We start from the raw sequence: 26,099 nt of genomic DNA on the forward strand, positions 1-26,099 counted from the left end.
TTCAAAACTCTTAATTATGAATATAGAAAATAGAAAAAGAGAATTGGCTAAAGAATTTTCTCCTATGTTAGAAAAAACTACCAAAACTTCTAAAATTTGGATTGGATTTTTAATCGCTGTAATTTTAGTTGGAGTATATGCCTTTTTTGTTCAATTATTTAAAGGCCATATTGTTACTGGAATGAGAGACAATGTAGTATGGGGTATTTATATTATAAATTTTATATTTTTCGTATGCCTAAGCTATTCAGGAGCTTTTATTTCAGGTATTCTACACTTTTTTAAAACACCTTGGAAAAATTCAGTTTCAAGAATTGTTGAAATAATTACGGTCTTGTCTTTAATTATAGGACCTATATTTATTTTATTGTGTATTGGACGATTAGATAGACTTCATTATTTATTTATTTACCCAAGAATTCAATCTCCAATTACTTGGGATATTATAGCTATTATGACCGATTTAATAGGTTGTTTCATCTATTTATACCTAACATTTATTCCTGATTTTGCAATTTTACGTGACAATAGTGAAAACGCTTCAAAATGGAGACAAAAAGTTTATAAATTTTTAGCAATTGGTTACCAAGATACAACAACACAAAGAGAAAAGCTTCATAAAATAACACGTACAATGTCAGCAATGGTTATTGCTTTGGCAATTGTTGCTTACTCTGTGCTTGCTTGGATTTTTAGCTTAACGCTACAACCAGGATGGAACAGTTCCATTTTTGCACCATATTTTATAATTGCGGGCTTATATTCTGGTATAGGGGTAATAATAATTGCAATGTATCTTATTAGAAAATATTACCATTTAGAACATTATATCAGAAAAGTACATTTTATTGGAGCTGGAATCATTCTATTAGTAGTTTCATTATTATTTGGATATTTTACTTTTAGCGAATATTTTTCACGCTGGTTCAGTCATAAAATACATGATACCAATCTTTTAAATACATTATTTACAAGATATTTTTGGGTGTTTATTTTCGCTAATTACATTGGTGTATTAGTTCCGATCGTAATCTTATTCTTTAAAAAATTTAGAACTATAAAATCTATCACCTTTGCAGCTATTGTTGCTGTTATTGGATTATGGTTTAACCGTTATTTAATAGTTGTTCCAACTTTAGAAACACCTTATTTACCAATTCAAGATACAAGAGAAGAATTTGTTCATTATACTGCAACCTGGATTGAGTGGGCTTTAAGTTTTGCAGGGGTTGCAGCATTTATTTTATTCTTTATTTTAATTATGAAATTAGTGCCTGTTATTCCAATGTCAGGAATTATAGATAACGAACGTGAACAAAAAATGAGTAAAAAATCTTTTAAAAAAATTGTAACTGAGTAATTTAATAAAGTTAGAAATTATGAAAAGTATAAACTACAAATACACCATTATTACTTCACTTCTTATTGCTTTTTTATTCAGTTTTAATGGCTTTTCACAAGAAGATGAAGCAACTGATGCAAGCAGCTATAAAATGAGATTTAATTTTAAGACTGTTAAACAGTACGATAATTCTCGTTTGCTTGAGGTAAGTTTTATTGGGCAAAACAAAAAAGATAGAAAAGATAAAATTCCTGTTTTTGATGCAGTAATTAAATTTTATAATAATGATAATTTATTAGGAGAATCAAAAACTTCTGATGAAGGTATTGCTCAGTTTGCGGTTCCGGGAAATCAAATTTATATTACTGATGAAGATGGATACATTAATCTTACAGCTAAATTTGAAGGATCTGACGGTTTAGATGAAGAGGAGGAAGAAATTCAAGTAAAGGATTTATTCTTAGAATTAAATTTAGAAGAAATTGATAGTGTTAAAACTGTTTTAGTAAAAGCTTTTACGATAGATAGTTTAGGAGTTGAAATTCCTCTGGAAGAAGCTGATTTAATAATTTCTGTTGGTGGAATGATTTCCAAAATGAAATTAGAGGAAGGTACTATTGAAGACGGTGAATTTGAATTTGAATTCCCTACAGATATACCTGGTGATGTAAATGGTGACATTCTGGTATATTCAATTATTACAGATAATGATGATTTTGGAAATGTAATTCAACAAAAAACTGTAAATTGGGGTAACATAAAAACTAAAATTGTAAAAGAAGATAATAAATTATGGTCTGAAGCAGCTCCAATATGGATGTATATTGTTTTAACAATTTTATTGGTTGGGGTTTGGGCTAATTATTTATATACAGCTATAAATTTATTTAAAATTAAAAAAGAAGGGAAGGAAATTGAATTAAAAGAAACAGAATTAAACACAGAACATTAAACAAATTAAAATTATCAAATTAATTACTTTTGTGGTATCTTTTTTGATATTATTATTATAACAAACAAAAAAAACTAAAAATGAAAACACTTAAAACATTAATGATTATTGGGATTATAACTATAGGCCTTTTTGCATTTAAATCTATTGATCAAGATGAATGGAAAGTACCAGCTAAATATGAAAAAATGACAAACCCAGAAGAAGCTAGTAAAGAAAATGTAGCTATTGGAAAATCTATGTATTCTAAACATTGTAAATCTTGTCATGGTAGTAAAGGTTATGGAGACGGACCAAAAGCTGATGAAGTTGATGGAGATTTAGGAGATTTTTCTACTGAAGAATTCCAAGCTCAATCTGATGGGGCATTATTTTACAAAAGTTACATAGGACGTAATGATATGCCAAACTTCGAAAAGAAAATGAGCGAAGAAGACATGTGGCTTACAATTCATTATATGAGAACTTTAGCTGAATAGCATAATCAAATATTTGAAATAAAAAAACAGAACAATTTAAATTGTTCTGTTTTTTTTTACTTTAAATTTAAATATATATCCCATTAATTTATTCCAAAAATATACTTTTTTATCCCTCTTTCCTGTTAAATAAATAACAACTAAAAAATAAAAAAATCGATTTTTTTTTCAATATAAATTCAAATAATACAACTTCATAAATGTAACTAATGTGACATAAAAAATTATTTCACAATAAACAACAATTACAATTACTTGTTTTTCAGTTACTTACGTTTTTAGGCGTATGATTTTTATCATACATTTTCAGAGATATTATTTTTAACTTACTATATCTTAATAAATTAACTCTTAAATATTCTAAATAATGAAGAGTCTGCCTACTAAAACATTATCTATTTCCAGAAGACGATTGTTACCATTATTAGGCAGTGTTTTTTTAATTCCATTTTTTGGTTTTAAAAACTCCCCAGAAAAATCTTCTATGCTAATAATAAATAATGAAGAATATAAAACATTGCTAAAACCAGATGGAACAATTGTAAAAATTAAGGCTAGCTCTCTAAAAAATGCTAAAATAATTAAAAAAAATATTTCAAATAAATCATTTCTTAATTGGCTTGGTAAAAAAATTTAATTCAATCTTCAAAAATTATGGGAAATATTAATAAAAACTCAAGACGTAAATTTATTGAAAAAGGATTAAAATTAGGATTAGTAACTGCCGTAAGTGGATTTGGGATATCAAAAATTGTTTCTAAAACTATTGCGAAAACAAGTATTCCTCCTAGTAATAAAATTGAATTAATGACTACAGATGGAACATTAATTCAGGTAGATTCATCTGAAGTTGTGGAAATGAATCATTCAAAAAAACTAGATGATTATAACGTGAGAGAAGGAATGCCTGACAGAAAATTTGTTATGGTAATTGATTTAGCAAAGTGTAAAAATGCTTTAAAATGCCAAAAAGCATGTAACAAACATCATTATATTACTGGAGATCATGCTTGGCTTAAAGTGTATAAAATGCAAGAAGATGTAGATACGGCTCCATACTGGATGCCAACTACATGTATGCATTGCGATCACCCAGCTTGTGTTACGGTTTGTCCTGTTGATGCTACTTTTAAAAGAAGAGATGGCTTGGTATTAATTGATAATGAACGTTGTATTGGTTGTCGTTTCTGTATGGCCGCCTGTCCATATTCTACACGTGTATTCAATTGGAGCGAACCAAATCAAGGTGAAATATCTATGCTCATGGAAATGGAACATCAAACCCACAACACTGCAGAATTTGCTGGATTACCTAGTGTTAAAGGAACTGTTGACAAATGTGATTTTTGTCCACATGCTATAAAACAAAATGAACTGCCACATTGCGTTACAGCTTGCCCAAACGGTGTTTTTTATTTTGGTGACAAATATGAAGATACAGTTACAAATGGTTCTGAATCTTTACGCTTAAGTAAATTATTAAAAGATAAAGATGGCTATAGATTAATGGAAAGCTTAGGTACAAAACCAAGTGTATATTACTTACCTCCTGTGGATAGATTGGTAGATTTTGAAGAAGGTTTAGAGCATTATACTGATTTTAGATCTGTTGATAAACCTGAATGATTATGAAATATTCTGATAAATTAATTAAGGATTTAGCACCTCAAAAATTTGGTAAATTAGGTGTTATTTGGACTTGGACACTTATTGTAATCAGTGTAATTGGCATTATTGCATATATTGATCAGGTAATTAAAGGACAAGTAGTAACTAACATGAATGACTATGCCTTGTGGGGAATATATATTTCAAACTTTGTATTTTTTGTGGCAACAAGTTTTGTTGGCTCCGTTACTGTAGCTGTACTGAGATTAACCAATAATTCTTGGAGAACACCTATTGTTAGAATTGCTGAAATAATTTCTGTTGCAGCAATAATTATGGCCGGTATTACTATTATGATTGATATGGGTAGGCCTGATAGGTTATTAAGTCTGTTTATTCATGGAAGAATGCAATCCCCAATTATTTGGGATGTTATTATCATTCCTACGTATATTATAATTAGCTTATTATTGTTATATTTTCCGCTTCTTCCAGATTTAGCCATACTAAAAAAACACTTCAAAGAAAAACAACCTACATTAAGCAAATGGTATGGAAAATTATCTTTGAATTGGACAGGAAGCGCTGCTCAAAAAAGGATTCAACTTAAATCTATTCATGTACTTATAATATTAATTATACCTGCAGGTTTTATTTTACAAACAATTGATGCTTGGTTATTTTCTACATTATTTAGAGTAGGTTGGGATAGCACTAATATGGGAGCTTACTTTATTTCAGGAGCCTCAGTTGCTGGTGTTGGAGCACTTGTAGCAGTAATTTATGTAATTAGAAAAGCATATAAATTAGAGAATTATATAACAGATTTTCATTTTGACAAATTGGGGAAATTTCTAGTATTAACCTGCCTAATTTATCTGTACTTTAATATTAATGAATATTTAATACCTGAATTTACTTCAAAAAAAGAAGAAATTACCCATATAAATGTTTTGGTTTCCGGTGAATATGCACCGTTATTCTGGTTTGTTATAATTGGAGGTTTAATGATACCAATTATCGTTTTATTATTTAAAAAAGGAAGAAAACCTCTACCAATGTTTTTAATGGGTGTACTTGTAGTTGTTGGTTCATGGTGGAAACGATATCTTATAGTTACTCCAACATTATTACATCCCTTTTTACCAATACAAGGAGTACCTGAATCATGGCATCATTATTTTCCAAGTTTACACGAATGGCTTATAACAAGTGCAACATTAGCAATGTGTCTACTAATTATTACTATATTAATAAGGTATTTACCAATTATACCAATTCAAAAAACAGCTGATGAACAAGAAATATTAGATAATAACAAAAATACAATATCATGAAAAATCAATTTAACATACGTAAACTTTTTCTGATATTACCATTAATATTTACATACAGCTTAGTTTTTCAACAGTTAAATGCACAAAATGATAAAAAAAACAGCATTAGAATAAGTGTAAATTATGTGAAAATAATGAATGAAAAAGTGTTTTTTGAAATTAAAACAACTTCAAAAATCAATAAAAAAACAATTGGTGTTCCTAACCTTGATTTAACTGTTTACAATGAATTCGATAATACATCAATCTTATTAAGTCGTTTAACCACAGATATGGATGGTAAAAGTATATATCATTTAGAAAATTTAAATTCTATTCAAACTGATTCAACTAATTTATATACTATAAAAATTTATTTTGAAGGAAATGAATCATTTAAAAAAACACATAAAATTATTAGCTTAAAAGATGCCGATATTAATGCAAAATTAATTACAAAAGATAGTGTAAATTATATAATTGCAACCTTAAGAGATAAAGCAACTAACAAACCCATTGAATCCGAACCACTTACCATTCAAGTACAAAGACTATTTAGACCTTTTGAACTTGGAAAAAAATTAAATTTCACAGATGAAAACGGAACTATTAATATTCCAATAGAAAATAAAATACCTGCTGTTGACGGAATTTTAACATTTGAAGTTGTCCTTAAAGAACATGATGATTATGGAACTGTTAAAGCATTAATTAAAGCTCCTATTGGTGTTCCAATTGTTGAAGAATCAACTTTTAATGAAAGAACCATGTGGTCACCTAGAAATAAAACTCCAATATTTTTATTAATAATTCCTAATCTATTAACATTTGGTATGTGGAGTATTATAATTTATTTAATTGTAAACCTTTTTAAAATACTTAAATCTTCAACTTAAAATAAAATTTTATTTTTAAGTTGAGAAAACTTTGGAACCAAATTTATTATGCCTTGAAGATTAAATAAACATAAAAAAGCCGAACAAAAAATTGTTAGGCTTTTTTATGTTTATTTTAAAAATTTTTAAATAGTCATTGAAAACACCCTGGTATCTGGTTTATTTTCAATTAAACGTAAATCAAAAGCCATACAAATATTTCTTACAAACATTCTTCCCTCTTCTTTTACTGTTATTTTGTTGTCAGAAACTTCAACTAAACCATCTTCAATAATTTCTTGTAATCTTGCAACAATTTCATTTTTAACTTTAGTATCTAATCCTATTTTCCACTCAGTTTCAAGATTACACATTAGGTTTAAAATATGTTTTCTAATAATTAAATCGGTTTCAGTTAATAAATGCCCTCTAAAAATTGGAATAATTCCATTATTTACCTTTTCGGTATAGTCATCCACATCTTTTTCATTTTGAGCAAATGCATACCAGGAATCACTAATAGATGACATTCCTAAACCAATCATTAACTCTGTTTTCCCTGCAGTATAACCCATGAAATTACGGTGTAATTTTTTAGCTTCCATAGCTTTATGCAAAGAATCTGAAGGTAGTGCAAAATGATCCATCCCTATTTCAACATACCCATTATCAAAAAATAATTGTTTTCCTAACTCATATAAATGGCGCTTTTCACTGTCTTTTGGCAAATCTCCTTCATCAAAACCTCTTTGTCCGACCCCTTTTATCCATGGCACATGTGCGTAGCTATAATAAGCAATTCTATCTGGTTTTAACGCAATTGTATTTTTAATTGTATTTCTAATACTTTCCTCCGTTTGAAAAGGCAACCCAAAAATTAAATCGTGACTAATAGAGTCATAACCTATTCTTTTAGATAAATCGTGTATTTTTTTTACCTGTTCAAAACTTTGAACCCTATGAATTGCTTTTTGAACAATAGGATCATAATCCTGTATTCCAAAACTATTTCTTCTAGAACCTAAATCGTACAATGTTTGCAGTTGTTCTTCCGAGGTGTGATTTGGATGTCCCTCATAACTGAAATCAAAAACATCAAATTTATCAGCTCTCTTAAAAATTCCATTTATAAGTTTTCTTAAATTTTCTGATGAAAAAAATGTTGGAGTTCCTCCTCCTAAATGAATTTCTCTAATTTTTGGTCTTTCTACCAATAAATCACAATATAAATCCCATTCTTTTAAAACTGTATCAATATATGGCTGTTCAACTTCGTGGCGTTTTGTAATTTTTTTATGACAAGCACAAAACGTACATAAACTTTCACAAAAAGGCAGATGAATATATAGACTAATTCCCTCATTATCATTACTCTCATCAAAAGATTTTTTCACTGTTTGTTTCCAATCTTCTAAAGCTATTCCTTCTTTATCCCAAAAAGGGACTGTTGGGTAACTTGTATACCTTGGTCCTGGAATATTATATTTTTGAATTAAATTTTTCATTATGATTTGTATTCCTTAACAGCATCAATAAATGCTTTAGCATTATCTAAAGGTATATGTGGTAAAATTCCATGACCTAAATTTACAATGTATTTATCTTTTCCAAAATCATCAATCATTTGATGTACCATTTTTTTGATAACTTTTGGAGGAGATAATAAACGCACAGGATCAAAATTACCTTGTAATGTTATTTTATTTCCAGTTAACTTACGAGCCATTTGAGGCGTAATTGTCCAGTCAACACCCAAAGCTGCCGCATTTGATTTTGCCATAGCTTCCAATGCAAACCAACATCCTTTACCAAAAGCAATTACAGGAGCATCATCTTTTAAAGCTTCAATAATTTGATTGATATATTTCCAAGAAAACTCCTGATAATCAACAGGTGATAACATTCCACCCCAGGAATCAAATATTTGAACAGCATCAACTCCAGACTTTACTTTTTCTTTTAAATAAGCAATTGTAGTATCTGTTATTTTTTGTAATAAAGTATGAGCTGCAATTGGCTGTGTAAAACAAAATTCTTTTGCTTTATCAAAAGTTTTAGAACCTTGACCTTGTACACAATAACATAAAATAGTCCATGGTGAGCCTGCAAAACCAATTAATGGAATATCATCATTTAATAGTTGCTTTGTCATTTTAATGGCTTCCATTACATAACCTAATTCCACTGTTACATCTGGTACAATTACATTATCAACATCTTTTTGAGAACGAATTGGATTTGGCAACCACGGCCCTACTCCTGCTTTCATTTCAACCTCAATATTCATTGCCTGAGGAATCACTAAAATATCTGAAAATAAAATAGCAGCATCCATTCCATATCTGCGAATAGGTTGTACTGTAATTTCAGAAGCTAATTCAGGAGTTCTACAACGTGTAAAGAAGTCGTATTTTTCTCTAATAGCAATAAATTCTGGTAAATATCGTCCAGCCTGACGCATCATCCAAACTGGTGGACGTTCAACTGTTTCACCTTTTAAAGCTCTTAAATATAAATCGTTTTTAATCATTTTTTTATAGTGTCTAATATTTAGTCGGGTAGTTGAAACTTTTTAATAAACCCAATTCAATCTTTTATTATTTATGTTTTTTGGCTACTGCCTTCATTGCAACTTTTATAGCTGCTCTAACTTTATAAATATCTCTTTTTGACATTGCAGTTGCTAAAAACCAAGCTTCAAATTGAGATGGAGGTAAAAACACACCATTTTCCATCATCTTCCAAAAGAATGTTTTAAACTTTTTAGTATCACAACTTTGGGCGGATTTAAAATCAACTACTTTTTCTTTTGTGAAAAATGGATTAATCATAGACCCAAATCTGTTTACCTGTAAATCTATCCCATTTTCTTTTGCTGCAGCTTTCATTTCTCGCTCTAAAAATGCAGCTGTTTTTTCAAAGTCTTTATACTTATCTTGCTTTTTTAACTCTTTTAGAGTTGCAATTCCACAAGCCATAGCTATAGGATTACCAGATAATGTTCCTGCTTGATACATAGGTCCGAGAGGAGCAACCATTTCCATTATTTCATTTCGTGCCCCATAAGCACCTACAGGAAAACCACCTCCAATAACTTTACCTAAACAAGTTATGTCTGCTTCAATACCTAATAATTCCTGAGCACCTCCAAATTTTGATCTAAACCCAGTCATTACTTCATCCATAATTAAAAGTACACCACTCGCTTTGGTTAAATCTCTTAACTCTTCAATAAATTCTTTAGTCGGTAATACTACTCCCATATTACCGGCAATTGGTTCAATAATTACAGCTGCAATATCTTTATGTTTTGCCAAATGTGCTTCAACACTATCTATATTATTGTATTCTGCAATTAATGTGTTTTTTACAGCTTCATCCGGAACTCCGGCACTACCAGGCAAACTTAAAGTAGCCAATCCGGATCCTGCAGCCACCAATAATGCATCTGAATGCCCATGATAACAACCTGAAAATTTTATGATTTTATTTTTCCCGGTAAAAGCTCTTGCTAAACGAATTGCACTTAAAACCGCTTCTGTACCAGAATTAACAAAACGTACTTTATCCATTCCTGGAAAAGCATCACAAACTATTTTAGCTAAAATAATTTCTCCTTTTGTAGAAGCTCCAAATGTATATCCGTTTTTTAAGTATTTTTTAATAGTTTTTTCTACTACAGCATTTCTATGGCCTAAAATCATTGGTCCGTAAGACAATACCATGTCTACATATTCATTTCCATCAACATCAATAATTTTACTTCCTTTGGCTCTATCAATAAATATAGGAACTCCACCAACTGACTTAAATGCTCTAACTGGAGAATTAACAGCTCCAACTAAATGTTGTTTTCCTTTAGTGTATAATTCTATTGATTTTTCTAGTTTCATTTTAATTCTTTTATTGGTGTTTGAATGGAGTCGAAATCAATTTCAAAAAAAGATTATCACTTTGACTCCATTCAGTGACATCTTCAACTTTACTGGGTAACCTTTTATTTTTTCAACAGTATTTTTGCAACATCTTTGGCAAAGTAGGTAATAATAATATCAGCTCCTGCTCTTTTCATTGAAAGTAAAGCTTCCATCATTACACGTTCTTCATCAATCCAACCTTTTGCTGCAGCTGCTTTAATCATAGCATATTCGCCACTTACATTGTAACAAGCAATTGGTCGATCAAAATTATTTTTTAAATCCCGAATAATATCTAAATAAGATAATGCTGGTTTAACCATTAAAATATCTGCACCTTCTTGATCATCAAAAGTTGCTTCACGCATACCTTCATCTCTGTTTGATGGATCCATTTGATAAGTTCTTCTATCTCCAAATGTTGGAGCAGAATCTGCAGCATCTCTAAATGGTCCGTAAAAAGCTGAAGAATACTTTACAGCATAAGACATAATTGGAAGGTTTGGAAAACCTGTATTATCTAATGCTTCTCTAATAGTAGCAATCATTCCATCCATCATTCCTGAAGGTGCTACCATATCTACACCTGCTTTTGCATGTGAAATAACTTGTTTTGCTATATTTGGTAGGGTTGCGTCATTATCCACATCATTATCATGTATTATTCCACAATGTCCGTGACTTGTATATTCACAAAAACAAACGTCAGTAATTACATATAAACCTGGATAATTCTTTTTTATAAAACGAACCGCTTTTTGCATAATTCCATCGTCATTCCAAGTTTCTGAACCTACCTCATCTTTTTTCGATGGAATTCCAAAAAGTAATACAGCAGGAATATCTAACGCTACAACTTCGTCTAATTCCTTTGAAATTGTATCTAATGAAAAACGTTTTATCCCAGGCATAGAAACAATTTCTGTTTCTATATTTTCACCTTCTTCAATAAATAAAGGGTAAATTAAATCGTCTATAGTTAATTTATTTTCTCTAACTAATCTGCGAATATTTTCGGTTTTACGAAGACGTCTAGTTCTATTCATACCTATTACTATTTATTTTCTTCAAAAAATTTATTTACTGATTCTAAAACACTTTCTACTGTAGACAATTTTGAGGTTTCAACATTTTTAAAGTGTTTTTTAGCTTCTGTTGCAGTAGTTTCTCCAATACAAAATGCTACAATTTCATTATTGGTATTTTCTTTTAAATAGCTTTCAATTCCCGAAGGACTATAAAAAAGAATCCCCTTATACTTTTCCTCAATAACTTTTGGAGTTAGTTGTGTTTGATAACATATAACCTCATTTACCTCAATTTCGTTATTTGTTAAAGTTTCTGGCAAAGCATCTCTTCTTTTATTTCCACAGAAAAAAGTAACATTTTTAGTATCTAAATTATCAACTAAATAATTAGCTAGTTTTTCAGCATCATTTTCAACTTGTGACACTTTTCCAATTTTCTTTTCAATAAGTCGTTTTGTTCTTCTTCCAACACAATAAATATTTTCAAAATTTAGTTCCATTGGACTAAAGTTATTCAATAAAGCTTCTACAGCATTTTGACTTGTAAATACTGCATTTTCAATTGGTTTTTTAACAATAACTGGCTTTAAACGGTTATTTCTAATAGTAATAAAATCGCTACTTGCTACACCAATTTTGGAATTTAAAATACTTGTTTGCTGGTGCGATAGACTTTTTGTAGAGTAAACGAGTGTAGACTTTTCAATATCTTGTACTTCTCGCATTAACTTTTTACCACCTCTTTCTAAAATGTAATTTGCTCCGTATTCACCTAAATCCGATGCATTGTTTATTGGTACTTCCTTGGAAAATTCCATTTTATTTTTACCATCGGGACTAAATAAAACACCTTTAAATTTTATTTCTTCATCCCAAATCATTGCTAAAGCACCAATTGGTGCAGTACAGCCACCTTCTAAAACCCGTAAAAAATCACGTTCAATTTTAACACAAGTTGCAGTTTGCTCGTCATTTATCTCTTTACAAATTTCAATAAGATCTTCTCTATTTTCTAAGGCAGCAATCATAACAGCACCTTGTGCAGGAGCAGGAATCATCCAATCTAATTTAATATGCTTTTCCTTTTCTGGTAATAATTTTAATCTTTTTAAACCTGCTGCGGCAAAAATTGCACCATCCCAATCATTATCTTCTAACTTTTTTAAGCGTGTATTTACGTTTCCACGTAATCCTGTAATTTTATGATGCGGGTAACGATATAACCATTGTGCTTTTCTGCGTAAACTTCCAGTTGCAATTATAGCTGAATCATTTGCGAAAAAATTCTCATCCTCTTTAATTACTAACACATCATTAAAATCACCTCTTTTCAAAACGGCTGTTTGCACAATTCCTGTCGGTAATTTTGTAGGAACATCTTTAAAAGAATGCACTGCAATATCAATTTTACCATTCAGCAATGCGATGTCTAAATTTTTAGTAAAAACTCCAGTAATTCCAAGTTCATAGAGTGGTTTATCTAAAACAACATCTCCAAGGGAATCTATTTTTACAATTTCAGTTTCATGTCCGAAATGTCCTAATTGTTCTGCAACTGTATTGGCTTGCCAAAGTGCTAATTCACTAGAGCGAGTACCAATTCTAATAATTTTATCCATTCTAAATTTCGGTTTTTTCTGAGTAGAATATTTTGCTTATTACATTTATACTTTGATCAACCGAAGTTTCTTCATCTTTTAAATGCTTAACAAATTGTGTAGTTATTTTTTGAATCATTCTATTGGTAACAAATTCTGCATGTTCAATATTAAAATCTTTTATTTTTTTTGAATGAAAATCAATTTCATCATGCTGAATTGCTTGTAAAGATTCTTTTAAAGCATTAACGGCTGGCACATATTTTCTATGCGAAATCCAATCGTTAAATTCTGATTTATATTTTTCTATTATTTTTTCCGCTAAAGGAATTTGCTCTTTTCTTGTTTCAATAGTTTTATCAGTAATTTTCGAAAGTTCATCAACATTAATCAATGTTATCCCTTCCAAAGATTTTACACTTACATCAACATTCTCCGGCATAGATAAATCTATAATTAACAACTCCTTACCTTCTTTTAAATGTGCTTTGGTAACTGTTGGTGTATTGGCTCCGGTTGATACTATTAAAATATCTGTTTTATGAATTTCTTCAGTTAAATTTGAAAAATCAACTACAGAAACTATGTTATGTTCTTGTTCAAAATCAATAGCTTTTTCAAGTGTTCTATTAACTAAAGTAATATTTTTATTTGAAGTATATTCCAATACATTTTTACATGTATTTTTTCCTATTTCACCCAAACCGTAAATAAGAATTTTCTTATCGTTATAGTTTTCAATAGAATCTACTATATATTGTATAGCTGCATAAGAAACTGAAGTTGTACCAGAACTTAATTTAGTATTGTTTTTTACACTTTTACTTGCTTGTAAAACCAAATTCATTAAACGCTCTAAATAAGCATTTGTAGTACCTAACTTTTTAGCCAATTTAAAAGACTGTCTTAATTGCCCAACTATTTCATAATCGCCTAATATTTGACTATCCAAACCTGTTGCAATATTAAATAAATGGTTTACTGCATCATTATTTTTATAAACGTTAGAAACATTTATAAATTCCTCCACACTACCTTTTGAATATTTAATAAGTAGGCTAATTAGCTCGAAAGGGTGTTTTGCAAAACCAGTTATTTCAGTTCTATTACAAGTAGATAAAACAAAAATTCCATCAATCCCTTTTTCCTTAGCCTCTAACAATAAAAGTTTTTGATTTTCTTTAGTTAAACTAAAAGCACCACGTACCTTTACATCCGCTTTTTTATAACTTAAACCTACATTATAAAATTTAGCAGGTAAATTTTCTTGACTCATAAAATTAGTATTACCAATAAGTATCGACAAAAGTACAATTATATTATAGTTCAAAACGTCGCTAAAAGTACTATTATTGTCGACATAAGTTACATATGTTAATTTAGAACATTTCTAAATAAGCTGTTTTTTATATAAATTATGACATATGTCAGTAAACATAAGGGTTTTAAAATATGACATTTGTCATATTTATTCTTAAAAAAAACATTATATTGTATTTCTTTTTATTGTATTTTTGTAGATATTTTTACGATTAGTTATAAAAAACATCTGATGAAATTTAGTTTAAAAAGCCACAAATATATCGACAAAAGTACTCATATTCTTTTTAATGAGGCAAACACTTTTAAAGTATTTTATTTCAACAACTTATCAGAAGAAACACTGTTACTACAACAGGCTTTAACAAATAATTATATCCAATTATTTTTTTGCACCAATCAACAATGTTCCGTTGCCTTTAATATGAAACATTGTGCAATAAATTTGACAGAGGGGAATTCTAGCATGGCTTATTTTAAGGATGAACAAATGAATCTTCTTTTTAATTTACCTATAAATTCAGAATTAATAGTTGTATTAATTTCTATTGAATATTTTCATTCACTTTTTTCAATAGATGGTACTGTTTTATATAATTATAACAGCCTAAAAGGAGAAAACCCTATTATTGAGCCAAAAGAAATTAGTTCATCTATTAAATTAATTTTAAATCAATTAATTACAAAACAAACAAATCAAATCCTAAGACCAATTTATATAAAAGGTAAAGTTTACGAATTATTGAGTTATTATTTCAGTTCAGCATCTGAAAACGAAACTGAAAATTGCCCGTATATTTCAAGTGAAGAAACAGTGAGTAAAATAAAACACGCTAAAGATATTATTATTGAAAAAATGGCCAACCCTCCCTCACTTTATGAATTATCAAAAGAAGTTGGACTAAATATTAAAAAATTAAAAACTGATTTTAAGGAGTTTTATGGATTTCCTGTATTTACATTTTTATTAAACTATAAAATGGAATTGGCCAAAACTTTATTACAGGAGCAACAATTAAATGTAAATGAAATAGCATCTCAATTAGGATACAGCACATCCAGTCATTTTATTGCTGCTTTTAAAAGAAAATATAAAATCACACCAAAACAATTTGCAAAATCACAATAAAACACATATTAAAATCAACAAATGAAAGGAGCTTTATTAGTTAATTTAGGATCACCAAACAGTACTTCAGTAAAAGATGTTAAAAATTATTTAGATGAATTTTTAATGGATAAACGCGTAATAGATACACCATACCTTATACGTGCTTTTGTGGTAAAAGGAATAATTTTGAATACACGTCCAAAAAAATCAGCTGAAGCTTACAAAAAAATTTGGTGGCCAGAGGGCTCTCCACTTATAGTTTTGTCGGAAAGGTTGCATAAAAAAGTTCAGAAAAATTCAACTATTCCTGTAGAATTAGCAATGCGCTATGGAAACCCTTCCATAAAAAGCGGTATTGAAAAATTAGCAGCGAAGGGAGTTACAGAAATTTTTTTAATTCCGTTATATCCTCAATTTGCAATGGCTACAACAGAAACTATTACCGTTTTAGCATCTAAAATTGTTGAAAAAGATTTTCCTAGCATAAAAATAACCGATGTTCCTGCTTTTTACAATGAACCTGATTATATTGAAGTTTTAAGCAACAGTATCCAACAACATTTGGAATTAATAAAACCTGACCATTTACTTTTTTCATATCACGGAGTTCCTGAACGTCACATTAAAAAATCTGATATCACTAAATCGCATTGTAAAATAGATGGCAGTTGTTGTAACACACCTTCTCCAGCACACGAATTTTGTTATAGACATCAATGCTATCAAACAACAAAAAATGTAGCGGAAAAATTAAATTTAAAAGAAGGAAGCTATAGCACATCATTCCAATCGCGTTTAGGTCGTGATCCTTGGCTACAGCCTTATACGGATCAAACCATTGATGATTTTGCTAAAAACGGAATTAAAAACCTAGCAGTTGTAACACCTGCATTTGTATCGGATTGTTTAGAAACTTTAGAAGAAATAGGTATGGAAGCAAAACATTCTTTTGAAGAAAATGGTGGTGAAAATTTTTCAACAATCCCTTGTCTTAACGATAACGAAGAATGGGCAAATACACTTTGTAATTGGATTAATAATTGGGCAAAATAATTTTTATGGAATATTTATACATAAAATCACTTCATATAATTTTTATTACTACTTGGTTTGCCGGTTTATTTTACATAATCAGATTGTTTATTTATTACAAAGAAGCAGAAGAAAAACCTGAAATTGAAAAACAAATATTACTAAAACAATACAAATTAATGATAAAAAGGCTGTGGTATATTATTACATGGCCTTCTGCAGTTTTAGCAACACTATTCGCTATTTGGCTCTTAATACTACAACCAGCCTGGCTACAAATGGGTTGGATGCAAATAAAATTAGGATTTGTTGCAGCCTTAATTGCATACCATGCAACTTGCCAAATAATGTACAATCAAATAGAAAAAGGATATTTAAAATACTCTTCGTTTGCTTTAAGAATTTGGAATGAAGTCGCTACAATTATTTTATTTGCCTGTGTATTTTTGGTAGTTTTAAAAAATGCCTTTGGATGGATTTTTGGAACTGTTGGAATTATTGGAGTTTCAATTTTTTTAATGTTAGGAATTAAACTATACAAAAACCTTCGAAATAAAAAGAGTTGGGAAAAATAACCTAAAAGCATCCATTTTTATTTTAATGAATGATTAAAAATTATAACATTTTCAAAAACCTATATCTAAACTGATTTCAATCATTCCTACAAGTCAGCTGCTTGATTAAAGTCATTTGAAAACTTAAAAGTCAGGTTTAATTTTATGTCATAACGATTAAATTCTAATGTCATGAAAAAATTAATAGTATTTTTGACAACCGCTTTTATTGTATTAAGTTTTAATGCTTGCAGTAACGACAATAATGATACGAATGAAAATAATCCCGATGCTATAATTGGAAAATGGAGAGTTAACCAATTATTAATAAAAGTAGATGATCAGTATGAAGATGATTTACTTACAGAATGCGACAAAAAATCAACCATTGATTTTTTTGAAAATGGCACATATCAATTAAAAGTTTTTGAATTTAACGACGATGAAAGTATTTGTGTTGCTCAAGAAATTATTAATGGAACTTGGGAAAATTCTGACAATAATTCATACAGTATCTCCGATTTTGAAATTCCAGAAATGACACTCTCTTTAGAAGTTAAAGTTACTTTTGAGAGTAATAAAATGATATTAGAATTATCTGGAACAATTAACTTTGAAGATGAAGAAATTGACATTTGGTTAAAAATGATTTTCATAGATAATAATGATTATGTTCCTGATAACATTATTGGTAAATGGCAGTTAGATCAAGAATTTGAAGATGCTATTGAAGTAGAATTAACCGAATGTGAAAAATCAATGACACTTGAATTATTTGAAGATGGTATTTATGAAGAAAAAGATTTTTATGATGAAGGATCAGAATGTATAGCTGTAGAAATTAAAAAAGGCACTTGGAAAAATTTAGGAGACGATATGTACGAAATAACAGGCATTGACATTCCTGAAGTTAAAGTAACTTTTGAAAGTGACACTACTAAAATGATTGTAGAATTCTCCAAAACTGTTGATGAGGTTACGCATACACAAAAATTAATTTTCCTAAAAGTCTAAATTCCTAATTAGTCAAATTTTTATTTTATTATAAGTTTATATTATAAATTATATAGAAGTTATTTTTATAGATTTTTAAATTTTTATAAAAAAGACGTGAAGTTATTGTTTAACAATACTGCACTATTAGTTAAAGTTAGTTTCATATTTCATAATAATTAACTCAAATTAAGCTCATAAAATTCAACATATAAACAATTTCATTAAACATTCAAAAAACTGTATATCAGCGTATTAAATGTTACAAAATGATTTTAATCATTTATTACCCGAAAACGTTTTCGTAATTTTAGCCTGTTATAAATACATAATTTATAAAGTTGAAATTTATGAAAAAACTTCTATTAGGAAATGAGGCTTTAGCTCAAGGTGCTATTGATGCCGGAATATCAGGTGTTTATGCTTATCCAGGTACTCCATCAACAGAAATTACAGAATATATACAACGCTCCAAAATAGCAAAAGAATTGAACATTCACTCTAAATGGTCCGTTAATGAAAAAACTGCCATGGAAGCCGCTTTAGGAATGTCTTATGCAGGAAAAAGAGCAATGACAGTTATGAAGCATGTTGGTTTAAATGTAGCCGCTGATGTTTTTATGAATATGGCAGTATCTGGAATAAATGGTGGGTTGGTTGTAGTTGTAGCCGACGACCCTTCAATGCACTCCTCACAAAACGAACAAGACTCTAGAAATTATGGGAAATTTGCAATGATTCCTATTTTCGAACCCTCAAACCAACAGGAAGTTTACGATATTACCAGGTATGCTTTTTATTTATCTGAACAATTAGGGCTACCAATTATGATTAGAATGGTTACGCGACTTTCACATTCCAGAGCTGGAATTGAAATCAGTAAAAGAAAAGCTCAAAACAGTATTCATTTACCAAAAAATCCACACCAATTTCAATTGATACCAATGCATGCAAGAAATAGGTATCAACATTTAGTGGCTATTCAAAGTGATAACAGAGAAAGTTCAGAAAACAGCTATTTTAATAAATTTATTGACGGCCCAAATACTTCAATGGGAATTATAGCGGCTGGTATTGCATACAATTATTTAATGGAAAATTTCGAAGATGATAGCTGCCCATTCCCTATCCTTAAAATTTCACAATATCCTTTACCAAAAAAACAGGTGAAAAAATTATTTAATAAATGTAAAAAAATATTGGTTTTAGAAGACGGAGCACCATTTATTGAAGAATTAGTATCGGATTATTTTGGTGAAAGTAAAAAAGTAATGGGGCGTTTAACAGGACACTTAAATAGAGTTGGCGAACTAAATCCTGATAATATAGCTGAAGCTTTGGGATTTGAAAGAACTATTAGTGAAAAAATTCCGAAAATAGTTTCAGGAAGACCTCCTGAATTATGTGTTGGCTGTGCACATAGAGATTTATTTGAAGCCATAAATCAATTAAAAACTGAAAACACAGCGCAACAGGTTTTTGGAGATATTGGTTGCTATGCACTTGGTGTGTTGCCTCCATACCAAAGTATAAATACTTTAATTGATATGGGAGCTTCTATAACTATGGCAAAAGGTGCTTCAGATGCTGGAATACATCCTTCAATTGCTATTATTGGAGATTCAACTTTTACACATTCTGGTATGACAGGCTTATTAGATGCTGTTATAGAAAACACACCTATTACAGTTATTATTTCAGATAATTCTGCAGTTGCAATGACAGGCGCTCAGGATTCTTCTGCTTCCGGAAGATTAGTAACTATTTGTAAAGGAATTGGAGTTGAAAAAGAACATTTAAAAATAATAACTCCGCTTCATAAAAATTTAGATGAAAATATTGATATAATCAGGCAGGAAATTAATTATAAAGGAATTTCAGTTGTTATAGCACAACGTCCTTGCGTTCAATTGCCTAAAGAGAAAAAAGATCAATTAAAAAAACTACAACAAGTATCTATAAATTAAAAAACAATGAAAACAAATATAATTTTAGCAGGAGTTGGTGGACAAGGAATTTTAACAATTGCTGCTGTTTTAGATACTGCAGCTTTAAACAGTAATTTAAATATTAAACAATCTGAAGTCCACGGAATGAGTCAACGAGGTGGCGCAGTACAAAGTCATGTTCGAATTTCAGATAAAGAAATTTTCTCTGATTTAATTCCTGAAGGAAAAGCAGATATGATTATCTCAGTTGAACCAATGGAATTATTACGCTATTTACCTTATTTAAAAAAAGGTGGTTTTTTAATAACAGATTCAAACCCATTTGAAAATATTACTAATTACCCTGAATTAGAAACACTATATAAAGAAATAAAAACACATAAAAATACTATTTTAATAGATGCTAAAGGAATTGCAAAAGAAATTGGAAATTCTAAAGCTACCAATATTGTATTATTAGGAGCTGCTGCTTCACTACTTCCATTAAGTGATGAAAGTTTACAAAAAGCTATTAAAATGCTGTTTCAACGAAAAGGAGAACGCATCGTTATAAAAAACATAGAAGCTTATGAAAAAGGAAAAGAAATTGCTTCTGAAATGGTTTCTTAAAACAAAACAATAAATGTTACACGAAAAATTAACAAACCCAAAAAGTATTGCAATTGTTGGCGCTTCAAATAACGTTCACACACCTGGAGGACGTGTTCTAAAAAATATAATTGAACACAATTTTAAAGGTAAACTTATTGCTGTTAACCCAAAAGAAAATAAAATTCAGGGTATTAAATGCTATCAAAATATTAATGATGTTCCTAAAGTTGATGTAGCAATTATAGCAATTGCAGCTAAATTTACTTTAGAAACAATAAAAGTATTAGCACAACAAAAAAACACGAAAGGTTTTATAATTTTCTCTGCAGGATTTAGTGAAAAAGATGCAGCAGGTAAAAAGTTAGAACAAGACATTGTTGAAGAAATTAATGCTGTTGGAGGTACACTTCTAGGACCAAATAATATTGGATTAATCAATCAAAATTATGCAGGTGTTTTTACTACTCCTATTCCTAAATTAGATAAAAAAGGTGTCGATTTTATTTCGGGATCTGGTGCAACAGCTGTTTTTATTATTGAAGCAGCAATGTCAACTGGCTTAACATTTTCAAGTGTTTATTCCGTTGGAAATTCGGCTCAAATTGGAGTTGAAGAAGTTTTAGAACATTTAGACGAAACATTTAATAAAAATACTAGTTCCAAAGTAAAACTATTATATATTGAAAGTATTGAAAATCCTCAAAAACTATTAAAACACGCTTCTTCCTTAATCCAGAAAGGCTGTAAAATTGCAGCCATAAAAGCAGGAAGTTCTTCAGCAGGAAGTAGGGCCGCAAGCTCACATACAGGTGCTTTGGCAAATTCAGATACGGCAGTTGATGCATTATTTAAAAAAGCTGGAATTGTGCGTTGTTTTGGTAGAAATGAATTAATTACAGTTGCATCTATATTTATGTATCCTGAATTAAAAGGTAAAAACATTGCAATTATTACACATGCTGGTGGACCTGCAGTAATGTTAACGGATACTCTATCTAAAAATGGACTCAATGTTCCTGAAATTAAAGGGCAAAAGAGTGATGAATTGCTAAATAAATTATTTTTAGGTTCTTCCGTTTCTAATCCAATTGATTTTTTGGCAACTGGAAATGCTGAACAATTAGAAACTATTATAGATTATTGCGAACATGATTTTTCGGAAATTGATGCAATGGTAGTTATTTTTGGAAGCCCAGGTTTATTTGAAGTATTTGATGTTTATGATGTACTTCACAAAAAAATACAAACATGCAAAAAACCAATATTTCCAATTTTACCTTCAGTTGTGAATGTTAAAAATGAAATTGATTATTTTATTTCAAAAGGAAATATAAATTTTACTGACGAAGTTTTGTTTGGAAATGCCTTAGGAAAAGTAAATAATACTCCAAAACCAAGATTAGGTAAAAATTCAAAATCAACAATTAATTCAACTAAAATTAGAACAATACTTGATATTGCAGAAAATGGTTATTTGCAACCTCAACAAGTAAAAGAATTATTGTTAGCTGCTAAAATTCCAATGGTAAATGAAGCTGTTTGCACAACTAAACAAACTTGTGTAAAAACCGCTACAGAATTTGGTTTTCCAGTGGTTCTAAAAGTTGTTGGACCTATTCATAAAAGTGATGTTGGAGGAATTGTTTTAAATATTACGTCTGAAGAGAAATTGATAGCATCATTTAATACTATCATGAAAATTAAAGGTGCAACTTCCGTTTTAATTCAACCGATGAAAAAAGGAATTGAATTATTTATAGGAGCAAAAAAAGAAGGCAATTTTGGTCATTTAATTTTATGTGGCTTAGGAGGTATTTATATTGAAGTTTTAAAAGATATTGAGTCTGCATTAGCTCCAGTTTCAAAAAACGAAGCAATTGAAATGATTCATAATTTAAAATCGCATAAAATAATTGAAGGAATTAGAAATCAAAAAGGTGTTGACGAAACTAAATTTGCTGAAATTATTGAAAAAATTTCAAATTTAGTAACTATAGCTCCTGAAATTGCTGAGTTAGATTTAAATCCGCTTTTAGGAAATGAAAAAGAAATTTTTGCGGTTGATGCGAGAATAAGAATTGAGAAAAATTAATTATTCAATAATTTCAATTTGCCCACGAACATTTGGGCAGGTGCTCCCAATTAAGAAATTAGTTGTTTTTGGATGAATTTTAAATACGACTTTTTCATTTTTTAATTCTTGAAAATGTTCAATAATTTTTTTATTTGAAATTCTTGAATTATCAAATACAATAGCATCAATTTTATTGTTTTTTATAATTTTTTTTATTTCAGAAAAATCATCTAAAATAGACTCTTTTATCACTAAATATTTTTTATCTAAATATTCAACAATTAATTCATCATCTCCCAAATACAACAAATTAAATATTGGTTTTCTCGTTTTTTTTACATTATTAAATTTAAAATATTTTAATAAATACCAAAACTCAATACCAATTCGCATAATAAAATCATAAATTAAATTTAATTTAAAATGCTTTTTATAAAATATTTTCATCGCATCATGAAAATATTTTAAATATTTACTGTTTTTGTCGGTACTTTCGCCTTTAAAATGAATTATTTGCGTGCTTGCAAAGTAGTAATTCTGATATCCTTTATGCAGTAGCTTCATACTTAAATCTATGTCTTCACCGTACATAAAATAAGCTTCGCTAAAACCCCCAACCTCTTCAAAAACAATACGTTTCATAAACATAAATGCACCCGATGCAATATCTATTATACCAGATTCATTTTCGTCTAAATGTGTTGCATAATATTTACCGGTACGCTTACTTGAAATACCAAAAAGTTTATTAAATGAGGTACTTGGAGTTGGAATTCCTCTTTTACTTTCAGGAGCAAATTTTCCAGATCCATCAATTAATTTAACTCCTAAAACTCCTAAATTTTGTTTCGCTCTTGCAAAAAAAATAATTTTATCAAGCGTATCTTCAGCAATTATAGTATCTGGATTTAAAACTAAAATATATGCACCTTTCGCAATTTTAACACCTTGGTTATTTGCTTTTGAAAAACCTATATTTTCTTTATTTTCAACTAATTTAACTTCAGGATATTTTTCTTTAATTACTGAACACGAGTTATCTTCAGAATTATTATCAACTACAATAATTTCAACATTTAAATTAGTAGCAGCTTCTTTTACACTTAAAATACACTGCTCCAAAAAATACTGAACATTATAATTAACAATTACAACTGATATATCCATAAAAGTTATAGGGAATTTTCAAATGGAATTCTATTTATAATACTTCTTCCAAGTGTAACTTCATCTGCATATTCCAATTCATCACCTACGGCTATACCCCGTGCAATTGTTGAGGTTTTAATGGTATATTTCTCTAATTGCTTAAAAATATAAAAATTAGTAGTATCACCTTCAATAGTAGAACTTAAAGCAAAAATTACTTCTTTAACAGCACCAATTTTAATCTTTTCAATTAAACTATCTATGGTTAAATTTTGTGGACCAATACCTTCAATTGGAGAAATTTTACCTCCTAAAACGTGGTACAAGCCTTTAAATTGAGCTGTGTTTTCTATAGCCATTACATCTCGCACATCTTCAACAACACAAATAATTTCATTATTTCGTGATGGATTTGCACATATTTCACAAACTTCAACATCAGAAATATTATGACATTTTTTGCATAATTTAATTTCATCAACTAAATTATTTAAAGCTTTTGACAATTGGTGCGTGTGGTTAGCTGGCTGCTTTAATAAGTGTAAAACCAACCTTAAAGCTGTCCTTTTTCCAATTCCTGGTAATTGAGACACCTCGTTAACTGCATTTTCCAAAAGTTTAGAAGAAAAATTCATTTCGCAAATGTACAATTAGCAAACGATATTCTCAATAATTTTAGTTTCTTTGTTATTATAAAACTGATACCTTTAGTTAATGCAACCAATTTACATACTTTCATTAATTGCCATTTATTTTTGTGTACTACTAACAATAGCATATTTTACAGGTAAAAACGATAGTAACGATACCTTTTTTAAAGCCAATAAAAAATCGCCTTGGTATGTTGTTGCTTTTGGTATGATTGGTGCATCACTTTCTGGTGTTACGTTTATCTCTGTTCCTGGTTGGGTACAAAGTTCTCAGTTTAGCTATATGCAAATTGTTATTGGTTACCTCTTTGGATATTTTGTAATTGCTTATGTACTAATACCAATTTATTACAATTTAAAAGTAACGTCAATTTATGAATTTTTAAAGCATAGATTTGGACCTGTAACTCATAAAACTGGTGCTTTTTTCTTTTTTATATCTCGTGTTTTAGGTTCTTCTTTCAGGTTGTTTTTAGTAGCTTCTGTTTTACAATATTTTATATTTGATGCTTGGCATATTCCGTTTGAACTTACCGTTATTTTTTCAATTTTATTAATTTGGATTTATACTTTTAAAGGTGGTATTAAAACTATTGTTTGGACCGATACTTTACAAACATTGTTTATGTTAATAGCTGTTTTCGCAACCATTTTTATTATTATTAATAAATTAAATTGGTCTGTTGCAGATATTTTTGCTTCTTCTGAATTTGATAAGTTCAGTAAAATTATTTTTACTGATGATTTTAATGATAAAAAACACCTAATAAAATCGTTTTTGGGAGGAATGTTTATAGCAATTGCCATGACTGGCTTAGATCAAGATATGATGCAAAAAAACCTGACTTGTAAAAACACTAAAGAAGCACAATGGAATGTTATTTCACTCGGGCTTGTTTTAATAGCGGTAAATTTTGTTTTTTTAACATTAGGTGCATTATTATTTATTTATGCAGAAAAATTTGGTATTGCAATTCCAACGTCAGATGGCACTATAAAAACCGATTTACTGTATCCTGAAATTGCTTTAAATGGCGATTTGGGAATTACTATTGGAATTGTATTTGTTTTGGGTTTAATTGCTGCAGCATATTCAAGTGCGGATAGTGCGCTTACTTCTTTAACAACATCATTTTGTATCGATTTTTTAGATATTGAAAATAAGGAACAATCTAAACAAAAAGCAATTCGTAAAAAAACACATATTGCAATTTCAATATTATTAGTAATTGTAATTGTAATATTTAAATATGTATTAAAAGAAAATGTTATAAGTAGTGTTTTACAAGTTGCATCTTACACCTATGGTCCACTTTTAGGATTGTTTGCCTTCGGAATTTTTACAAAAATTAATATTAAAGACAAATTTGTATGGTTAATTGCCTTAATGGCGGTTGTATTAACCTACTTTTTAAATAGTTATTCAGCAATATTATTTAATGGCTATATATTTGGTTATGAGTTATTAATAGTAAATGGCTTCATTACTTTTATTGGTTTATTAACAATTAAAAAAACGAATTCGTAATTTTATTTTAAATGAATTTTATCCTATTAAAGA

23 protein-coding genes are annotated in these 26,099 nt (G+C 29.2%); 15 read left to right on the forward strand and 8 right to left on the reverse strand.

Going from position 1 to position 26,099, the window contains the following annotated elements:
* Window positions 1–16 precede the first annotated feature (16 nt).
* The 7 genes from nrfD (BX611_RS09030) to BX611_RS09060 all read left to right on the forward strand — a co-directional run bounded on the left by nrfD (BX611_RS09030) (window position 17) and on the right by BX611_RS09060 (window position 6,593).
* Complete coding sequence (gene nrfD / locus BX611_RS09030; protein ID WP_115880328.1) at window positions 17–1,360, forward strand: NrfD/PsrC family molybdoenzyme membrane anchor subunit; 1,344 nt, start codon at window positions 17–19, stop codon at window positions 1,358–1,360.
* Window positions 1,361–1,379: 19 nt separating this feature from the next.
* A complete protein-coding gene (locus BX611_RS09035) occupies window positions 1,380–2,294 on the forward strand; it encodes a hypothetical protein (protein WP_115880330.1) in 915 nt (304 codons plus the stop codon).
* Between the two features lie 80 nt (window positions 2,295–2,374).
* Window positions 2,375–2,773 (forward strand): c-type cytochrome, encoded by a 399-nt coding sequence (locus BX611_RS09040; protein ID WP_240324932.1) that lies wholly within the window; start codon window positions 2,375–2,377, stop codon window positions 2,771–2,773.
* A gap of 367 nt (window positions 2,774–3,140) precedes the next feature.
* The gene (locus BX611_RS09045) at window positions 3,141–3,410 is read left to right on the forward strand and encodes a hypothetical protein (protein WP_115880332.1); all 270 of its coding nucleotides are present in this window, start codon (window positions 3,141–3,143) and stop codon (window positions 3,408–3,410) included.
* Window positions 3,411–3,427: 17 nt separating this feature from the next.
* Window positions 3,428–4,399 carry a 4Fe-4S dicluster domain-containing protein gene (locus tag BX611_RS09050; RefSeq protein WP_115880334.1) on the forward strand — a complete coding sequence of 324 codons (972 nt, stop codon included), beginning with the start codon at window positions 3,428–3,430 and terminating at the stop codon, window positions 4,397–4,399.
* A 2-nt stretch (window positions 4,400–4,401) separates the two neighbouring features.
* Window positions 4,402–5,718 carry an NrfD/PsrC family molybdoenzyme membrane anchor subunit gene (gene nrfD / locus BX611_RS09055; RefSeq protein ID WP_205417108.1) on the forward strand — a complete coding sequence of 439 codons (1,317 nt, stop codon included), beginning with the start codon at window positions 4,402–4,404 and terminating at the stop codon, window positions 5,716–5,718.
* Window positions 5,715–6,593, forward strand: a complete 879-nt coding sequence (locus BX611_RS09060) for a hypothetical protein (RefSeq protein ID WP_115880338.1) — start codon at window positions 5,715–5,717, stop codon at window positions 6,591–6,593. Before nrfD (BX611_RS09055) ends, BX611_RS09060 begins: the two co-directional genes overlap by 4 nt.
* A gap of 125 nt (window positions 6,594–6,718) precedes the next feature.
* Here the strand turns inward: BX611_RS09060 and hemN are convergent, their stop codons facing one another.
* The 6 genes from hemN to hemA form a co-directional block, all read right to left on the reverse strand.
* Entirely contained in the window at window positions 6,719–8,077 is a 1,359-nt protein-coding gene (gene hemN / locus BX611_RS09065) for an oxygen-independent coproporphyrinogen III oxidase (protein ID WP_115880340.1), read from the reverse strand.
* Window positions 8,077–9,102 carry a uroporphyrinogen decarboxylase gene (hemE, locus tag BX611_RS09070; RefSeq protein WP_115880342.1) on the reverse strand — a complete coding sequence of 342 codons (1,026 nt, stop codon included), beginning with the start codon at window positions 9,100–9,102 and terminating at the stop codon, window positions 8,077–8,079. The genes hemN and hemE overlap by 1 nt, the downstream gene beginning before the upstream one ends.
* A gap of 67 nt (window positions 9,103–9,169) precedes the next feature.
* Window positions 9,170–10,465 carry a glutamate-1-semialdehyde 2,1-aminomutase gene (gene hemL / locus BX611_RS09075; RefSeq protein WP_115880344.1) on the reverse strand — a complete coding sequence of 432 codons (1,296 nt, stop codon included), beginning with the start codon at window positions 10,463–10,465 and terminating at the stop codon, window positions 9,170–9,172.
* A 104-nt stretch (window positions 10,466–10,569) separates the two neighbouring features.
* Complete coding sequence (hemB, locus tag BX611_RS09080) at window positions 10,570–11,535, reverse strand: porphobilinogen synthase (RefSeq protein WP_115880346.1); 966 nt, start codon at window positions 11,533–11,535, stop codon at window positions 10,570–10,572.
* Between the two features lie 8 nt (window positions 11,536–11,543).
* On the reverse strand, window positions 11,544–13,136 hold the full coding sequence (gene hemC / locus BX611_RS09085) for a hydroxymethylbilane synthase (RefSeq protein ID WP_115880348.1): 1,593 nt from the start codon (window positions 13,134–13,136) through the stop codon (window positions 11,544–11,546).
* A gap of 1 nt (window position 13,137) precedes the next feature.
* Window positions 13,138–14,391, reverse strand: coding sequence for a glutamyl-tRNA reductase (gene hemA / locus BX611_RS09090; protein ID WP_115880350.1), 1,254 nt, complete (start codon window positions 14,389–14,391; stop codon window positions 13,138–13,140).
* Window positions 14,392–14,667: 276 nt separating this feature from the next.
* Here hemA and BX611_RS09095 point away from each other — a divergent pair, with 276 nt between their 5' ends.
* From BX611_RS09095 to BX611_RS09125, 7 genes are all read left to right on the forward strand, one after another.
* Window positions 14,668–15,564: a helix-turn-helix domain-containing protein gene (locus tag BX611_RS09095; RefSeq protein WP_115880352.1), complete on the forward strand. Its 897-nt coding sequence runs from the start codon at window positions 14,668–14,670 to the stop codon at window positions 15,562–15,564.
* Window positions 15,565–15,585: 21 nt separating this feature from the next.
* Window positions 15,586–16,599, forward strand: a complete 1,014-nt coding sequence (gene hemH / locus BX611_RS09100) for a ferrochelatase (RefSeq protein ID WP_115880354.1) — start codon at window positions 15,586–15,588, stop codon at window positions 16,597–16,599.
* Between the two features lie 5 nt (window positions 16,600–16,604).
* The gene (locus tag BX611_RS09105) at window positions 16,605–17,153 is read left to right on the forward strand and encodes a CopD family protein (RefSeq protein WP_115880356.1); all 549 of its coding nucleotides are present in this window, start codon (window positions 16,605–16,607) and stop codon (window positions 17,151–17,153) included.
* Between the two features lie 171 nt (window positions 17,154–17,324).
* Complete coding sequence (locus BX611_RS09110; RefSeq protein WP_115880358.1) at window positions 17,325–18,146, forward strand: lipocalin-like domain-containing protein; 822 nt, start codon at window positions 17,325–17,327, stop codon at window positions 18,144–18,146.
* Window positions 18,147–18,475: 329 nt separating this feature from the next.
* Window positions 18,476–20,092 carry a thiamine pyrophosphate-dependent enzyme gene (locus BX611_RS09115; RefSeq protein ID WP_115880360.1) on the forward strand — a complete coding sequence of 539 codons (1,617 nt, stop codon included), beginning with the start codon at window positions 18,476–18,478 and terminating at the stop codon, window positions 20,090–20,092.
* A gap of 6 nt (window positions 20,093–20,098) precedes the next feature.
* Window positions 20,099–20,683 carry an indolepyruvate oxidoreductase subunit beta gene (locus BX611_RS09120; RefSeq protein WP_115880362.1) on the forward strand — a complete coding sequence of 195 codons (585 nt, stop codon included), beginning with the start codon at window positions 20,099–20,101 and terminating at the stop codon, window positions 20,681–20,683.
* A 13-nt stretch (window positions 20,684–20,696) separates the two neighbouring features.
* A complete protein-coding gene (locus BX611_RS09125) occupies window positions 20,697–22,757 on the forward strand; it encodes an acetate--CoA ligase family protein (RefSeq protein ID WP_115880364.1) in 2,061 nt (686 codons plus the stop codon).
* Here BX611_RS09125 and BX611_RS09130 read toward each other — a convergent pair whose 3' ends face one another.
* On the reverse strand, window positions 22,758–23,906 hold the full coding sequence (locus tag BX611_RS09130) for a glycosyltransferase family 2 protein (protein ID WP_115880366.1): 1,149 nt from the start codon (window positions 23,904–23,906) through the stop codon (window positions 22,758–22,760).
* Between the two features lie 5 nt (window positions 23,907–23,911).
* Window positions 23,912–24,523, reverse strand: coding sequence for a recombination mediator RecR (gene recR / locus BX611_RS09135; RefSeq protein WP_115880368.1), 612 nt, complete (start codon window positions 24,521–24,523; stop codon window positions 23,912–23,914).
* A gap of 79 nt (window positions 24,524–24,602) precedes the next feature.
* Here recR and BX611_RS09140 point away from each other — a divergent pair, with 79 nt between their 5' ends.
* Window positions 24,603–26,066 (forward strand): sodium:solute symporter, encoded by a 1,464-nt coding sequence (locus tag BX611_RS09140; RefSeq protein WP_115880370.1) that lies wholly within the window; start codon window positions 24,603–24,605, stop codon window positions 26,064–26,066.
* Window positions 26,067–26,099 lie beyond the last annotated feature (33 nt).

Origin of the sequence: Lutibacter oceani, from assembly GCF_003384935.1 — a bacterium.
Taxonomy (GTDB): Bacteria; Bacteroidota; Bacteroidia; order Flavobacteriales; family Flavobacteriaceae; genus Lutibacter; species Lutibacter oceani.

Excerpts from the sequence above, each read along its gene's own strand:
- BX611_RS09060 (WP_115880338.1), top strand. The coding sequence starts at position 5,715 with ATGAAAAATCAATTTAACATACGTAAACTTTTTCTGATATTACCATTA.
- BX611_RS09045 (WP_115880332.1), top strand. The coding sequence starts at position 3,141 with ATGAAGAGTCTGCCTACTAAAACATTATCTATTTCCAGAAGACGATTG.
- BX611_RS09040 (WP_240324932.1), top strand. The coding sequence starts at position 2,375 with ATGAAAACACTTAAAACATTAATGATTATTGGGATTATAACTATAGGC.
- hemH (WP_115880354.1), top strand. The coding sequence starts at position 15,586 with ATGAAAGGAGCTTTATTAGTTAATTTAGGATCACCAAACAGTACTTCA.
- hemE (WP_115880342.1), bottom strand. The coding sequence starts at position 9,102 with ATGATTAAAAACGATTTATATTTAAGAGCTTTAAAAGGTGAAACAGTT.
- hemN (WP_115880340.1), bottom strand. The coding sequence starts at position 8,077 with ATGAAAAATTTAATTCAAAAATATAATATTCCAGGACCAAGGTATACA.
- nrfD (WP_205417108.1), top strand. The coding sequence starts at position 4,402 with ATGAAATATTCTGATAAATTAATTAAGGATTTAGCACCTCAAAAATTT.
- BX611_RS09140 (WP_115880370.1), top strand. The coding sequence starts at position 24,603 with ATGCAACCAATTTACATACTTTCATTAATTGCCATTTATTTTTGTGTA.
- BX611_RS09035 (WP_115880330.1), top strand. The coding sequence starts at position 1,380 with ATGAAAAGTATAAACTACAAATACACCATTATTACTTCACTTCTTATT.
- BX611_RS09120 (WP_115880362.1), top strand. The coding sequence starts at position 20,099 with ATGAAAACAAATATAATTTTAGCAGGAGTTGGTGGACAAGGAATTTTA.
- hemB (WP_115880346.1), bottom strand. The coding sequence starts at position 11,535 with ATGAATAGAACTAGACGTCTTCGTAAAACCGAAAATATTCGCAGATTA.
- recR (WP_115880368.1), bottom strand. The coding sequence starts at position 24,523 with ATGAATTTTTCTTCTAAACTTTTGGAAAATGCAGTTAACGAGGTGTCT.
- BX611_RS09125 (WP_115880364.1), top strand. The coding sequence starts at position 20,697 with ATGTTACACGAAAAATTAACAAACCCAAAAAGTATTGCAATTGTTGGC.
- BX611_RS09105 (WP_115880356.1), top strand. The coding sequence starts at position 16,605 with ATGGAATATTTATACATAAAATCACTTCATATAATTTTTATTACTACT.
- hemC (WP_115880348.1), bottom strand. The coding sequence starts at position 13,136 with ATGGATAAAATTATTAGAATTGGTACTCGCTCTAGTGAATTAGCACTT.
- BX611_RS09130 (WP_115880366.1), bottom strand. The coding sequence starts at position 23,906 with ATGGATATATCAGTTGTAATTGTTAATTATAATGTTCAGTATTTTTTG.
- nrfD (WP_115880328.1), top strand. The coding sequence starts at position 17 with ATGAATATAGAAAATAGAAAAAGAGAATTGGCTAAAGAATTTTCTCCT.
- hemA (WP_115880350.1), bottom strand. The coding sequence starts at position 14,391 with ATGAGTCAAGAAAATTTACCTGCTAAATTTTATAATGTAGGTTTAAGT.
- BX611_RS09115 (WP_115880360.1), top strand. The coding sequence starts at position 18,476 with ATGAAAAAACTTCTATTAGGAAATGAGGCTTTAGCTCAAGGTGCTATT.
- BX611_RS09050 (WP_115880334.1), top strand. The coding sequence starts at position 3,428 with ATGGGAAATATTAATAAAAACTCAAGACGTAAATTTATTGAAAAAGGA.
- hemL (WP_115880344.1), bottom strand. The coding sequence starts at position 10,465 with ATGAAACTAGAAAAATCAATAGAATTATACACTAAAGGAAAACAACAT.
- BX611_RS09110 (WP_115880358.1), top strand. The coding sequence starts at position 17,325 with ATGAAAAAATTAATAGTATTTTTGACAACCGCTTTTATTGTATTAAGT.
- BX611_RS09095 (WP_115880352.1), top strand. The coding sequence starts at position 14,668 with ATGAAATTTAGTTTAAAAAGCCACAAATATATCGACAAAAGTACTCAT.